The 13,394-nt window shown below is 62.5% G+C and carries 11 protein-coding genes; 6 read left to right on the top strand and 5 right to left on the bottom strand.

The features are described from left to right. Positions 1 to 88 precede the first annotated feature (88 nt). Positions 89 to 1,105: an AraC family transcriptional regulator gene (locus F6S08_RS16450; protein WP_065927739.1), complete on the bottom strand. Its 1,017-nt coding sequence runs from the start codon at positions 1,103 to 1,105 to the stop codon at positions 89 to 91. A 168-nt stretch (positions 1,106 to 1,273) separates the two neighbouring features. Here F6S08_RS16450 and efeU point away from each other — a divergent pair, with 168 nt between their 5' ends. The 4 genes from efeU to efeO (F6S08_RS16430) are packed head-to-tail and all read left to right on the top strand — an operon-like array spanning position 1,274 to position 5,495. Next, entirely contained in the window at positions 1,274 to 2,119 is an 846-nt protein-coding gene (gene efeU, locus F6S08_RS16445; protein WP_027607884.1) for an iron uptake transporter permease EfeU, read from the top strand. A gap of 10 nt (positions 2,120 to 2,129) precedes the next feature. Beyond that, on the top strand, positions 2,130 to 3,332 hold the full coding sequence (gene efeO / locus F6S08_RS16440; protein WP_027607885.1) for an iron uptake system protein EfeO: 1,203 nt from the start codon (positions 2,130 to 2,132) through the stop codon (positions 3,330 to 3,332). 14 nt (positions 3,333 to 3,346) lie between these two features. Next, a complete protein-coding gene (efeB, locus tag F6S08_RS16435; protein ID WP_315871907.1) occupies positions 3,347 to 4,651 on the top strand; it encodes an iron uptake transporter deferrochelatase/peroxidase subunit in 1,305 nt (434 codons plus the stop codon). 25 nt (positions 4,652 to 4,676) lie between these two features. Continuing rightward, positions 4,677 to 5,495, top strand: coding sequence for an iron uptake system protein EfeO (gene efeO / locus F6S08_RS16430; RefSeq protein WP_027607887.1), 819 nt, complete (start codon positions 4,677 to 4,679; stop codon positions 5,493 to 5,495). Between the two features lie 36 nt (positions 5,496 to 5,531). Here the strand turns inward: efeO (F6S08_RS16430) and F6S08_RS16425 are convergent, their stop codons facing one another. Both F6S08_RS16425 and pssA read right to left on the bottom strand, forming a co-directional pair. Then, on the bottom strand, positions 5,532 to 8,930 hold the full coding sequence (locus F6S08_RS16425) for a hypothetical protein (RefSeq protein WP_315871906.1): 3,399 nt from the start codon (positions 8,928 to 8,930) through the stop codon (positions 5,532 to 5,534). Positions 8,931 to 9,289: 359 nt separating this feature from the next. After that, entirely contained in the window at positions 9,290 to 10,633 is a 1,344-nt protein-coding gene (gene pssA, locus F6S08_RS16420; protein WP_074846587.1) for a CDP-diacylglycerol--serine O-phosphatidyltransferase, read from the bottom strand. Between the two features lie 125 nt (positions 10,634 to 10,758). Here pssA and F6S08_RS16415 point away from each other — a divergent pair, with 125 nt between their 5' ends. Together F6S08_RS16415 and F6S08_RS16410 are read left to right on the top strand one after the other, a co-directional pair. Continuing rightward, positions 10,759 to 11,322 carry a TetR/AcrR family transcriptional regulator gene (locus tag F6S08_RS16415; RefSeq protein WP_065927744.1) on the top strand — a complete coding sequence of 188 codons (564 nt, stop codon included), beginning with the start codon at positions 10,759 to 10,761 and terminating at the stop codon, positions 11,320 to 11,322. A gap of 54 nt (positions 11,323 to 11,376) precedes the next feature. Next, on the top strand, positions 11,377 to 11,856 hold the full coding sequence (locus tag F6S08_RS16410; RefSeq protein ID WP_065948682.1) for a DUF1348 family protein: 480 nt from the start codon (positions 11,377 to 11,379) through the stop codon (positions 11,854 to 11,856). Between the two features lie 42 nt (positions 11,857 to 11,898). Here the strand turns inward: F6S08_RS16410 and F6S08_RS16405 are convergent, their stop codons facing one another. Both F6S08_RS16405 and F6S08_RS16400 read right to left on the bottom strand, forming a co-directional pair. Then, positions 11,899 to 13,056, bottom strand: a complete 1,158-nt coding sequence (locus F6S08_RS16405) for a PQQ-dependent sugar dehydrogenase (RefSeq protein ID WP_065927746.1) — start codon at positions 13,054 to 13,056, stop codon at positions 11,899 to 11,901. A 12-nt stretch (positions 13,057 to 13,068) separates the two neighbouring features. After that, complete coding sequence (locus F6S08_RS16400; RefSeq protein ID WP_065927747.1) at positions 13,069 to 13,383, bottom strand: hypothetical protein; 315 nt, start codon at positions 13,381 to 13,383, stop codon at positions 13,069 to 13,071. Positions 13,384 to 13,394 lie beyond the last annotated feature (11 nt).

The following is a 13,394-nucleotide window of genomic DNA, read 5'->3' as shown; positions in this document are numbered from 1 at the left end:
CTTTCACGATTGAAGAGTGTCTACCCTGCCCCGGAAAACGAATGGATGGGATCGGAAAAGTCCTGGCCGCCAGCAGCCTGTGCGCGACTCAACGAGGTTCCCCCAGGATCAAACTGCGGTAATGCCCAGGATTGGACCCCACCCACTTGCGAAACGCCTTATAAAACGAACTGGTATCGGCAAACCCCAACCGCGCCGCGATCTCGGCAAAGCTGATCTGCGGTTCGGCCAGCCACACAATCGCCAACTCCTTGCGCACGCTGTCCTTGAGCCCCTGGTAGCTCTGCCCTTCTTCCGCCAGGCGGCGGCGCAGCGTGGAAGCGGAGATACACAGCGTGGCCGCAAGGCCCTCGGTCTCAGGCCAGGTGTCGGGAGGCATTTGCCGCAGGTCGTGCTTGATGCGTGTAGCCAGGCTGTCGGGGTTGCGGTATTTGACCAGGATGTTGGCCGGCGCATGGCCGAGGAAGCGCTTGAGTTCTTCCGGGCTGCGCTTGATCGGCAGGTCGAGGCAGTCGGCGGAGAAGATCATCCGCGTGCGTGGCCGATCAAAACGCAGGTTGTCGGAAAACATCACCTGATAGTCATCGCAAAAGTCCGGCTGCGGGCAGCGCAGTTCGATGGCCAGGATCGGGATGCGCCGGCCTGCCAGCCAGCAGGCGACGCCGTGCACGATCATCCAGTAGGTGAAATAGGTGAATGCGCGCTTGGGCGCTGGCTCGGGTTCTTGCAACACAATTTCCGCCAGGCTCTGTTGGCGCACCAGCTGGGCTGGCAGGTGTTCCAGCATCAGCGAGAGGAACCCCAGGCCGGTTTGCAGGCCCGCTGCCAGGCTGGGCTGTGCAATGGCGGCGCGACAAAGGAACTCGAGGCTACCGGACTTGAGCTTGCGCGGGTCCATGCCGAAGAACTCATCGTCCATGCGCCTGGCCAGCAGACGCCACAAACGGGCGTAGGCGGTGGCCGGAACGCGGGCCACGGGCTGTTCCAGCAATGCCGGATCGATCCCGACCTTGCTCAAGGCTTCGACGGTGGCCGGCCCCGGTGCGCAGCTCTGCAACAAGGCTTCGCGCACGAGATGGATGGAGATGGTGTCTTTTTCCGACATGGGAGGTTGGGCAATCCGGCGGCACTCGAGATGCCGTGCATCATAAGGTGGGTTGCGATTCGCCACCACCGTTCAGCCATTGTTCAGCAAACGTCAAGTTTTCCTGTTTAGCAATGAGTATCATTATGTTACAACTTAGCTTCCTACCTACTTAAGCTGCGGTGCCCGATGCTTGTTCCCTTTTTAATCATGCTGCGCGAAGGCATTGAAGCGGCGCTGATCGTCGGCATCATCGCCAGTTACCTGCAACAAACCGGCCGCGGCCAGTGGATGCCCGCCGTATGGATCGGCGTGTTCCTCGCCGCGGCCCTGGCCTTGCTGGTGGGCGGTGGCCTGGAACTGGTCAGTGCCGAGTTTCCGCAGAAGCAGCAGGAATTGTTCGAGGGCATCGTCGGCCTGGTCGCCGTGGGCATCCTCAGCTCCATGGTGTTCTGGATGCGCAAGGTCGCGCGCTCCATCAAGCATTCGCTGCACGCCTCCCTTGACCAGGCGTTGACCGGTTCCAAACACCAGGTCACGGCGCTGATCCTCATGGTGTTCTTTGCCGTCGCTCGTGAAGGCCTGGAAACCGTGTTCTTCCTGCTGGCTGTGTTCCAACAGAGCGAAGGCCCAGGCGCACCGATTGGCGCCCTGCTCGGCCTGGTCCTGGCGATCATCGTCGGCTTCCTGATCTACACCGGCAGCATGCGCCTGAACCTCGGTGCGTTTTTCCGCTGGACCGGCCTGTTCATCCTCGTGGTCGCCGCCGGCATCCTCGCCAATTCGGTGCAAGCCCTGCATGAAGCGGGCGTGTGGAACCACTGGCAGACCGTGCTGTTCGATTTCAGCGCCGAGCTGCCGATGGACAGCCCGCTCGGTTCGGTACTGGCCGGCATGTTCGGCTACCAGGAAGCGCCGACCGTCAGCACCCTGGGCGCCTATCTAATGTATCTGGTGGTGGCGCTGGTGATGTTTTTCCTGCCCGCGGCACCGCCCAAGCCTGCCGCCAGCCCTTCTTCCGTTTCCAGCCAGTAAGGACCGTCTCTTGTCCAACCCAACGCCTCAACCCGCTTCGCCCCCCCGCGCCCTGCGCTGGGCGGTAGCCGGCTCGGTGGTCGTGATGATCGCCGCCGGTGGCCTGTTCTATTACGCCTCGCAGCTGGCGGCCAGCAAGCGCCAGACCAACCACGATGAAATCGCCGTGACCATCCATGGCCATGCCTGCGAGCCCAATGCACTGACGGTGCCGGCCGGCCGTGCGAGCTTTCGCATCATCAACCGCTCTGACCGGGCGGTGGAGTGGGAAATCCTCGACGGCGTGCTGGTGGTCGAAGAGCGCGAAAACATCGCCCCCGGCCTGAGCCAGGTGATCAACGCCAACCTGCTGCCAGGCGACTATGCGATCACGTGCGGCCTGCTGAGCAACCCGCGCGGCACCCTGCATGTGACGCCAACCGCAGAATCCGACGCCCAGGCCAAGGCCAAGCCGTCGATGGTGGCGTTTATCGGCCCGCTGTCGGAGTTTCGCGTGTACCTGAGCAGCCAGGGCAGTGCCCTGGTCAAGGCCGTGACCGCCCTGCAACAGGCGATCGACGCCGGTGACCTGGCCCAGGCGCAAGCGCTGTACGTGCCGGCCCGTGAGGCTTACCAACGTCTGGCCCCGGCCTCGCAGCGCCTGGCCGAGCTGGACAACGCCATCAACGCCCGGGCCGATTACTTTGAAAAACGTGAGCAAGACCCGGCCTTCAGCGGCTTCCATCGCCTCGAATACAGCCTGTTCCAGCAACGCAGCCTTGATGGCCTGGGGCCGATTGCGCAGCGCCTGGTCACCGATGTCACCCGCCTCAAACAGCAGTTGCTGGCGCAGTCGCTGCCGCCGGAACAACTGGTGAGCATCGTGGTGCGTAACCTCAACAGCCTGGCGGATGTACGCGCCATCAGCGGTGAAGAAGAGCGCTACAGCCATGTCGACCTGAATGGTTTCGCCGCCAACCTGGAGGCCGCGCACAAGGTGGTCGAACTGATGCGTCCGCTGCTGACCAAGTCCGCCGCCGACCTGCTGCCGACAGTCGACAGCGCCCTCGCCGCCTTCGATGCCGAGCTCCAGGGCTTCAAGCTCGACAAAGGCTACGCCACGTATGACAGCGTTACCGCCGATCAGCGCAAGCAGATCGCCGACAAGGCCAAGGCTCTGGCCGCCGCACTCGATGGAATCGACCCCGCCCTTGGCCTTTCCGGCCTGCAGTGAAGACGACCGCACACATGAGTGATTCAGAACAGTTTTCAGCACAACGTCGCCGTGTCCTCCTGGGCATGGCCGCCACCGGTGCCGCCATCGCCGGCAGCACCCTGACCTGCCCGGCCATGGCGGCCGCCGCCGAGCAAGTCACCACCGCACCGCGCAGCGACAAGACCCAGGACCACCACGATTTTTTCGGCCAGCACCAGAGCGGCATCGTCACCCCACGCCCGGCCTGCGGCATGCTCGTGGCGTTCGATGTCCTGGCCAGCGACCGCGAAGACCTGGAGCGCCTGTTCCGCACCTTGAACGAGCGCATCGGCTTCCTGATGACCGGCGGCACCGTACCCCAGGTCGACCCGAAGCTGCCGCCCACCGATTCCGGCATCCTCGGCCCGGTGGTCACGCCGGATAACCTGACCATCACCGTGTCCGTCGGCGCATCGTTGTTCGATGAGCGCTTCGGCCTGGCCGCCGTCAAACCCAAGCGCCTGATCCGCATGGTGGGCTTCCCCAACGATGCGCTGGAACCGGCGCAGTGCCACGGCGACCTGAGCCTGCAATTCAGCTCCAACACCCCGGACACCAATATCCACGCCCTGCGCGACATCGTGAAAAACCTGCCCGACCTGCTGCTGGTGCGCTGGAAGCAGGAAGGCAGCGTGCCGCCCCAGGCACCGGCCAAGCCCGGCGAACCGGCACAAAGCGCGCGCAACTTCCTGGGTTTCCGCGACGGCTCGGCCAACCCCAACTCCAACGACAACAAGGCCATGGACCAAATTGTGTGGGTCCAACCCGGCAGCGACGAACCGAACTGGGCGGCCCATGGCAGCTATCAGGCGGTGCGCATCATCCGCAACTTCGTCGAACGCTGGGACCGCACGCCGCTGCAAGAGCAGGAAAGCATCATCGGCCGCGTGAAGACCAGCGGCGCGCCCATGGATGGCCAGAAAGAATCCCAGGTGCCCGACTACAGCAAGGACCCGGAAGGCAAGCTGACCAAGCTCGATGCCCATATCCGCCTGGCCAACCCGCGCACCCCGCAGACCCAGGCCAACCTGATCCTGCGTCGGCCGTTCAACTACTCCAACGGCGTCAATAAAAACGGTCAGCTGGACATGGGGCTGTTGTTCATCTGCTACCAGGCTGACCTGGAGAAAGGCTTTATCAGCGTGCAAACCCGGCTCAACGGCGAACCCTTGGAGGAATACCTCAAGCCGGTCGGCGGCGGGTATTTCTTCACCTTGCCGGGGGTCACGGGGCCCAAGGATTTCATCGGGCGCACGCTGCTCGCTGCAACGCCTTTTCAAACCACTGCCCACACCTAAAACAAACCAGAGCGGAACACGTCCCATGAAGAAGTCGACTATCGCGTTGTCGTTGTTAATGACCCTTTCGCCGCTGGCAGCGTTTGCCGCTACCGCGCCGTTGGACCTGGTAGGCCCGGTGTCGGACTACAAGATCTACGTCACCGAAGAAATCGGCGAACTGGTCACCCAGACCCAGGCGTTCACCGACGCCATCAACCAAGGCGACCTGGCCACCGCCAAGAAGCTCTACGCGCCGACCCGTGTGCACTATGAGTCCATCGAGCCGATCGCCGAGCTGTTCAGCGACCTGGATGCATCGATTGACTCCCGGGTCGATGACCACGAAAAAGGCGTGACCGCCGAAGACTTCACCGGTTTCCACCGCATCGAGTACGCGCTGTTCTCCCAGAACACCACCAAAGGCCTGGAAGCCCTGACGGCCAAGCTCAACACTGACGTCAACGACCTGAAAACCCGTGTCGACGGCCTGACCTTCCCGCCGGAGAAAGTCGTCGGCGGGGCCGCTGCGTTGCTGGAAGAAGTTGCCGCCACCAAGATCTCCGGTGAAGAAGACCGCTACAGCCACACCGACCTGTATGACTTCCAGGGCAACATCGACGGTGCGAAGAAAATCGTCGACCTGTTCCGTGGCCAGATCGAGAAACAGGACAAGGCTTTCCTGGCCAAGGTCGACAAGAACTTCGCCAGCGTGGACAAGATCCTGGCCAAGTACAAGACCAAGGACGGCGGCTTCCAGACCTACGACAAGGTCAAGGAAAACGACCGCAAGGCGCTGGTGGGCCCGGTCAACACCCTGGCCGAAGACCTGTCGACCCTGCGCGGCAAGCTGGGCCTGAACTGATACGACCTCCCGCGCCTGGCGCGGGAGGTCGTCGGCTCAACGGGTTGGCTGGAAGCCGTTCAGTGGCGTGCCAAAAGGCGCGCCGCTACGCGGGTCAATCGCATACCAGCGGCCGTTGTATGGCGTGGCGTGCATGTCGACCTCCCGATAACGCCCCGCCTTGCCCGCTGTCGGTGTCACCACGGGCGCCTCCGCGCCGCTCGCCTGCCCGGCTGCAACCAGCAGATACGCACGCAATTTCTCCTCGGCGGTCACCAGGTGTGGGACCGTCTTGCCCCACTTCATTGCCCCACCCGCCAGCAACGCCGGCAGTTTTACCAGTCCCTTGGTCGCGGCATTGATCATCTGCGGGTAACCATCCAGCGGGTTCAGCGCCGCACTGGTAAACAAACCGGACTGCTTGATGAAGTCAAATGCTCGATCGCTGAAACTCGCTCCAGCTTTCACCTGGGGCACTGCAATCGCCGATGGCTTGAGTCGTGTAACAAGCTGGGTCAGGCGGCTGGGCACCAGGGCCCTGGCAGAGCGGATCAGCGCCCGGGCCTGGCTACCCGCACCAATGGCCACGCCGACTACATCCAGTGCCAGGTTGGTCAGACCTGCGCTGATATTGCCTTGTTTGAACTCCTGATACGCCCCCACGAACGGCACGAACCCCAATAGAAAGGCATGATCGCGTGCCCGCGCCTCACGATGCTTCTCCAGCGGCAGTGACTCGCTTGCGCGTTGCAACATGCTTTCGGTGGGCTCGTAAAAGTTGTCCTGGGCGATCCTGTTGACGATGCTCGCTGTTTTTCGCGAACTGTAGGTGTCCGGGACGAACGATTCCGGCGTATGGCTGAGAGGTAATTCTCGCGCAGCAAATGCGCCGCCCAACGCCGACACGATCACCGCCTGGAACGCTGGGTTGGGATCAGGATGGGAGCCGTTGGCATAGGCGTCCAAATCAAGGTTCATCTGCGCGCCGCGCACCACCGGTAAATACACCAGGCCGTGGGGTGATGGAAAACCCTCGCGGTGAATGACGCCGTCGAGCTCCATCGCGTCGGTTAGATCCGTACGCTTGATGATCTTGCCGTTGGCGAACACCTCGAAATGCACGACCGTGGGTCCATGCTCAACGCGCATCAGGGTGCCGTGGCGCGCCCTGCTGGCGTCTTTGAGTGCGTCGGTCTCCTTGGCCTGGATCTCCCCGGTTTCCCGGCGCAAGGTGAAAAGTTCGACCTTGCCCAGTTCAAGCAACTTGCGATCCTCCAGAGGCAACTCGGCAAACATCAGCTTAAGCTTGGTGGCGTACGCGTCCTGGAGCTTTTTCCGGTGCTGGAGCACCGAGTTTTCCAGCAACTTATCCAGCTCGGGCAGACGGCGAATACGTGTATCGAGCCTGGCCCGCGCCGCCTCGGTTACCTGGGGGGGCCGCGCGTGCTGGTAAGGCGTTTTCGCCGCCGCCGGGAAAGCAGGCATGTCGTCACTGAGCACCCATTTGCCCGGTGCCAGGTCGCCGGTCATATAGGTCTCCACCAACGAGCGGGTGCGCGGTTCCGAGATCGGCAGGTTGCGACGATCCTCTGCACTGGCCACATGCACGGTCATGCCTTCCACTTCGGCCTGGGTGATACCAGGAAGCACGCGCAGCAATTCCTTGATCGCCAGCGCCTTGCGCGTCGGCAGTTCACTGCTCGCAGCCGTGAAGGCGGTGGCGACGTCTTCGCGCTGGCGGAAAAATACCCGCGCAGCCTCCTGGATATCCCCCGACGAGTATTCACCGTCACTGCGCTGCCTGATACAGCCGTTCAACACCCCCCAATCAGCGATGACTTTCAAGGCATTGAGTTGCATCAGCGTCGCCTGCGCGTCACTGACGGGTTCCAGGGTGGTCAAGTCGGTGACCTGCTGTTCATTCATCATCCTCGACGTCCCTGGCGCATTGTGATCGGCCAATGCGCAGCCCAGGCGCAGCTCCATCCAGGCCGGCGTGCCGATACTCACGGACTCGGGCACGTCGCGCACGAGCATTTCCGGCGCCGCCTGCGCCAGGCACACCTGGGCAGCCAACACCGCCAGCTTGGGTTCCAGGCCTTTGTTGTGCTGAAGGTGGCGCTCGATATCACGGCGTACCTGACTGAACGAGCGCCCCATGTTCGTTGGCTGGTAGATCGAATAGCCAGCCACTTCCCCGGGCTTGTCGGACATCGAGGGATCGACGTGCAGCTTGATCGCGGCGGTTACCAGTTGCTGGAGCAGCGTCCTGGGCAGCGTCGAGTTAGCGCCCTGGCCCACCTGCCAGCGCAGCGCGCCAGCCATTTGCTCGCCGAACGCCAAGGCATCCGGGCTGTCCAGCAGCCTGTCCAGGTGAGCCTGCGGGTCGGCCTGCAACGCCTGCAATGTGACCCCGGACAATGCGCTGAACCCACGAGCCAGGGGACCGCGCAGGCGGATGTCGGCCATGGTGCCCATGTGCTTTTGATCGTCTGCGGTCAAGGTGCCCGGCTTCCAGTCCCGGGGCAACAACGCGCCGTAGTCCCCCAATGGCGGCGGCGTTGGCAAGGCAGTGCGCAACCAGGCAACCAGGTTGCGCGTTTCACTCACGGTACGCGCCGAGCCCAAGCCCTTGAAATCCAGGAGCTGGCGCATGTCGTAGCGTGGCGTCGAGTACAGGGCGTTGCCCAAGGGCACGCTGAGCGCCGCCAGTGCCTCGAGCTCATCGTTCAGTTCCGGTACGGCTTCCACATAGCGGGTCAGATTCACCCAACCGCCTACCGGACTCAGGCGCTCAAGCCTGCCTTCAGACACCCTGAATGGCGCACCGGCCCAGGCAAAGCCCTCCTGCTCCAGCAGGCGAACCATTTGCGGGCACGTGACAAACCGCTGCAAACGCTCCACCGCAGCCTGGCTATGCCGGGGCAATGACGATGCCGGTGAAAGCTCGGTCTCATGATCCGACCAGTCCGTACGCGCAGTGTCCGGCAGTTCTTCAAGTTCTGCTTCAAGGCGATCGGCCAGGGCAAGGCGCTCCTCCAGTTCGCTGATCACTTGCCAGGTCTGCTCAAGGTTGCCGACAGTGATCTGGCCGAGCCCTTGGCGCGGCAGCCACAATGCGTCGTCTGACCCGATAAAAGGCAGCCCCTGGTCCGAGGGGTCCAGCAGTTCTCGAATCGGCCTCAGGGTGCGGGAAACTTCGTTCCAGCCGGAGTTATCGGTCAGGCTGAATCTGACGGCGCTGCGTACACCATTATGGTTGGCATAACCCTCGATATGATCGCGGTGAAAGGTCAGGGTCGCAGGTTCAAGGCGCTGCTCGGCAATCCACTGTTGCAACGCTGGTCGGTTCAGCAGGTGTTGGTACAAGCGCGTTGCCATGCCCGGACTGCTGTCCGGCGGCACCTCGACCATCGTGTAGCCGCTGCTTTCAGCGGCGGCAACGCGCTCAGCCAACTGAGTGTCGGCGGCGGCAGTGCGGGCCTGATCCCGGGGAGGCAGTCGCGTCCACGGGCCAGCCGCGGCCGGCGTTGCATCGGCAGTGGATCGCCGCCTGCGCAGGGCGGGTGGTTGAGTCGGTATGGGATCAGGCGCAGCAGGCACTGCGCTGGGTGGGGTGGGAAACTCCGGAACGGATGGGCGGCTGTGAGGCAGTAGCATCAACATAGTCATCGCTCTCTCGGATGAGTCCATTAAGAATGGATCCGTCCATCCGTGAACGGTGAGAGGCACTGTAAAGACGCTTATCCCAGGCTGGATATAGGAACTGTCCGATACCCTCTACGATTGCATTGCTGATGATTTCACAAGGCGGCTTAAAGGATTCGGTACAGCAATCGCTCAATCCTCACCCGGCTGACGCGACGCAGGAACTTGCCCACCGCCTGCGGATAATCCACCAGGGTTTGCAAGTCCTGGTAACGCTCGATCCGCGTGGTGTGCTGGAAGATCTGCGCCAGTTCCGTGCGTCGCGGCTCCAGCCACTGGCCTTGGGGGTCATCGACGAGCAAGGCGTTTTCCAGGTCGAGACGAAACGCCCGTGGGTTGAGGTTGTTGCCGGTGAGCAAGGTGTAGCGCTGATCGACCCACATGCCCTTGAGGTGGTAGGTGTTGTCGCCGTCGCGCCACAGGTGCAGGTTCAACTGGCCGCTGTCGATCACCGGTTGATGACGCTTGGCAAAGCGGCGCAGGCTGATTTCATACAGGTACGGCAGTGCCGAGATCACCTTGAAGGGTTCGCTGGGCGGGATGTAGAAATCGTTGGCGGTCTTGTCGCCGACGATGATGTCGACCTTCACCCCACGCGCCAGGGCGCGGTTGATCTCCCGGGTCACCGGCAGCGGCAGGTTGAAGTACGGCGTACAGATGGTCAGTTGGTGCTGGGCGCTGGCGATCAGCTCGAGGATCACGCGGTTCAACGGGTTGTTCTTGCCCACGCCGAGCAACGGGCTGACAGACAGGTGGCCGTTGGGCAACTGCCCTGCCGTGGTGTCGTAGGCCGCGTGCTTGAGACGGCTGCGCAGGTCGCCGATGTCGTTGCGCAGGCTGCGGGTGGTCGGCGGGTTGGGCAGGTCGAGGCGGTGCACGGCCTTGGAGGTCACCAGGCCGTGTTCCACCAAGTGCTGCATGGAATCCGCCAGGGGCTGGCTGTGGATCAGGTGGTAACGGTCGAAGCGGTATTTATCGAACTTGTGCAGGTACACGTTGTTCAGGCTGGCACCGCTGTACAACACGCTGTCATCGATCACAAAGCCCTTGAGGTGCAGCACACCGAACAGCTCGCGGGTTTGCACCGGTACGCCGTACACCGGCACTTCACTGGCATGGCGCTGCGTCATGGCCTGGTACCAGGCGCTGTTGCCCGGTTGCTTGCCGGCGCCGATCAGCCCGCGCTGGGCGCGCAGCCAGTCGACTACCACCACGATGTCCAGTTCCGGCCGTGCGGCCTTGGCGGCGTGCAGGGCGTCGTAGATCTCCTGCCCTGCCTCGTCCTGCTGCAGGTACAACGCGACGATGTAGATGCGGCGGGTGGCCGTGGCGATGTTCTCCAGCAGGCAGCGACGGAAAGCGTCAGCGCCGGACAGCACGTCAATGGCGTCGGGAGTCAGGGGAAAACCGCGCAGTTTGGGCAACAGGGAGCGTTTGAAGAACGACGGCATAAGGCTCGCAATGGGTCGAATCCGAAGAGGCCCCGAGCTTACACCATGGGGGTGCTCAGGTCTCGCAGTGGCAGAGAGTAAAATTCTTGTTGACCAAGAAGAACGATCGTTCTACTTTTGAAGCCATGAACGATATGACTCATAACGAAACACGCGACATTATCCTCGACGTCACCGAGAAGTTGATCTATCGCCACGGCATCGCCGCCACCGGCATGGACTTCCTGGTGAAAACCGCCGGCGTCTCGAGAAAAAGCATTTACCGTTACTTCGCCAATAAAGATGAGCTGGTGATCGCGGCCCTGCAGCGCCGTGACGAGCGCTGGATGCACTGGCTGCGCGGCGAAGTGGAGCGCGTCGATGGCAGCGGCGCACGCTTGCTGGCGCTGTTCGACGCGCTCAAGGCCTGGTTCGGCTCGGCGGATTTTCGCGGCTGCGCCTTTATCAACACCAGTGGCGAAACCGGCGACCCGCACGACCCGGTCCGCCTGCTGGCCAAGGCCCATAAACAGAAACTGTTCGAGTACGCATTCGAACTGTGCCAAGCACATGGTACCCCCGACCCCGAACGGCAGGCCGCGCAACTGCTGATCCTGATCGATGGCGCCATTACCGTTGCCCTGGTCATGGGTGATTCAACAGCTGCCGATAATGCGCAATGCATGGCGCGAACGTTATTGGGACTGTGAACGCACCCGCCTGGCAACTTTCGATAACGCTGTATGGTTTTAAGGAGCCGCCTGATGTCATCTACCGCAGAAACACGTCCGCCCTTGCCGCCGTTTACCCGTGAATCGGCGATTGAAAAAGTGCGCCTGGCCGAAGACGGCTGGAATTCCCGCGACCCGCACCGGGTGTCGCTGGCTTACACCCTGGACACGCAATGGCGTAACCGTGCCGAATTCGCCCATGACCGCGAAGAGGCCAAGGGTTTTCTCACGCGCAAATGGGCCAGGGAGCTGGATTATCGGCTGATCAAGGAGCTATGGGCCTTTACCGACAACCGCATCGCCGTGCGCTATGCCTACGAATGGCACGACGACTCGGGTAACTGGTTCCGCTCCTATGGCAATGAGAACTGGGAATTCGACGAGAACGGCCTGATGGCCAATCGTTTCGCGTGCATCAACGACCTGCCGATCAAGGAGAGCGAACGCAAGTTCCACTGGCCGCTGGGACGGCGCCCGGATGATCATCCGGGGTTGTCCGAACTCGGGCTTTGACTGAAGCCGCAAGCTTGAAACTTCAAGCTTGCGGCTCATTGCTCAATCCTGATTGAGGCCCACCCGATACAGCACGCCATCGTCCTCATCCGTCAGCACATACAGAAAGCCATCCGGCCCCTGCCGCACATCGCGAATGCGTGCCTTCAAGCCGCCCAGCAAGCGCTCCTCATGGATAACCTTGTCGCCATCGAACTGCAGACGAATCAGTTCCTGGCTGGCCAGCGCACCGATGAACACGTTGTGCTGCCACGCCTTGAACCGGTCGGCGTCGTAGAAGGCCATGCCACTGATGGCCGGTGATTTCTCCCACACATGGTGGGGCGCTACGGTGCCTTCTGCGGTCTTGCCCTTGGCCTCGGGAATCGGTGTCAGCGAATAGTTGATGCCGTGAGTCGCCAGCGGCCAGCCGTAGTTCTTGCCGCGCTCGATAATGTTGATTTCATCACCGCCGCGCGGCCCGTGTTCGTTTTCCCAGAGCGTGCCACTCCATGGGTTCAGCGCCAGCCCTTGCGGATTGCGCTGGCCGTAGGACCAGATCTCGGAACGTACCCCGGCTTGACCGACAAACGGGTTGTCATCGGGCACGCGGCCATCCGGGTAGATCCGTACGACTTTGCCCTGCAGCTTGTCCAGGTCCTGGGCGGTCGGGCGGTCGTTGTTTTCCCCCAGGGTCACGAACAGGTAGCCATCGCGGTCGAAGGCCAGGCGCGAACCGAAGTGGTTGCCGGTGGAGAGTTTCGGCTCCTGGCGCAGGATCACGTTGAAATCGGTCAAGCCACTCATGTCCTTAGCCAGGCGCCCGCGCCCCACTGCGGTGCCGGCCGTACCGCCCTTGCCACCGCCTTCGGCGTACGTCAGGTAGACCATGCGGTCCTGCTTGAAGTCCGGCGACAGCACCACATCGAGCAAACCGCCCTGCCCCTTGGCCCACACCTCAGGCACGCCGGTCAACGGCGCAGACAGCTTGCCGTCCGGACTGACAAGGCGCAGGCGCCCCGGACGCTCGGTCACCAGGAACCCTTGCTGGTCGGGTAGAAACGCCACGGCCCACGGGTGATCGAGGCCTTTGGCGATCGGGGTCGCGGTGATGCTGCCTTGTTCACTGGGGAACTGCTGCCCATCGGCGGCATAAACGGCCGTCTGCGCAAGCAGGGTGGTGGCGCACAGGGTGGCGAGCAGGGTTTTGCGTATAAACATAAGACAGCGTCCTTACCGGCGATTGCCGTTGGCATCATAGGTGGGGGCTTTGGAGTCGGTGGCTGGGCGGCTGGGGGCCGCATCGCGTTGCGGGTAGCGATTGCCGATACCACCGTTTTCCAGGGTCGGTGCGCGCGGCGTCGGCACGGTCTGAATACCACGCACCGCCGGCGTATTGGGCTGGGTGCCCTGCATGCTGTTGGGATTGGCCCGGTGGATCGGGCCGGTATTGGAATCGCTTCTGCCGGGCAGGTTTTGCGCGAGGGCAACTGGCCCAAGTGCCAGGCCCAACACCAGCACCGCGAGATGACGCACACAGCTGTTCATGACAAAGCCTC

The sequence above is a fragment of the Pseudomonas sp. JV449 genome (genome assembly GCF_032424295.1).
Taxonomy (GTDB): domain Bacteria; phylum Pseudomonadota; class Gammaproteobacteria; order Pseudomonadales; family Pseudomonadaceae; genus Aquipseudomonas; species Aquipseudomonas marginalis.
Note: the sequence above shows the minus strand (reverse complement) of the source record. Positions and strands in the feature narration are given on the sequence as shown.

Bases quoted from the DNA above. Each gene is read 5' to 3' on its own strand.
- F6S08_RS16405 (WP_065927746.1), bottom strand. From the start codon at position 13,056: ATGTTTATACGCAAAACCCTGCTCGCCACCCTGTGCGCCACCACCCTG.
- efeU (WP_027607884.1), top strand. From the start codon at position 1,274: ATGCTTGTTCCCTTTTTAATCATGCTGCGCGAAGGCATTGAAGCGGCG.
- F6S08_RS16400 (WP_065927747.1), bottom strand. From the start codon at position 13,383: ATGAACAGCTGTGTGCGTCATCTCGCGGTGCTGGTGTTGGGCCTGGCA.
- pssA (WP_074846587.1), bottom strand. From the start codon at position 10,633: ATGCCGTCGTTCTTCAAACGCTCCCTGTTGCCCAAACTGCGCGGTTTT.
- F6S08_RS16410 (WP_065948682.1), top strand. From the start codon at position 11,377: ATGTCATCTACCGCAGAAACACGTCCGCCCTTGCCGCCGTTTACCCGT.
- efeO (WP_027607887.1), top strand. From the start codon at position 4,677: ATGAAGAAGTCGACTATCGCGTTGTCGTTGTTAATGACCCTTTCGCCG.
- F6S08_RS16450 (WP_065927739.1), bottom strand. From the start codon at position 1,105: ATGTCGGAAAAAGACACCATCTCCATCCATCTCGTGCGCGAAGCCTTG.
- efeB (WP_315871907.1), top strand. From the start codon at position 3,347: ATGAGTGATTCAGAACAGTTTTCAGCACAACGTCGCCGTGTCCTCCTG.
- F6S08_RS16415 (WP_065927744.1), top strand. From the start codon at position 10,759: ATGAACGATATGACTCATAACGAAACACGCGACATTATCCTCGACGTC.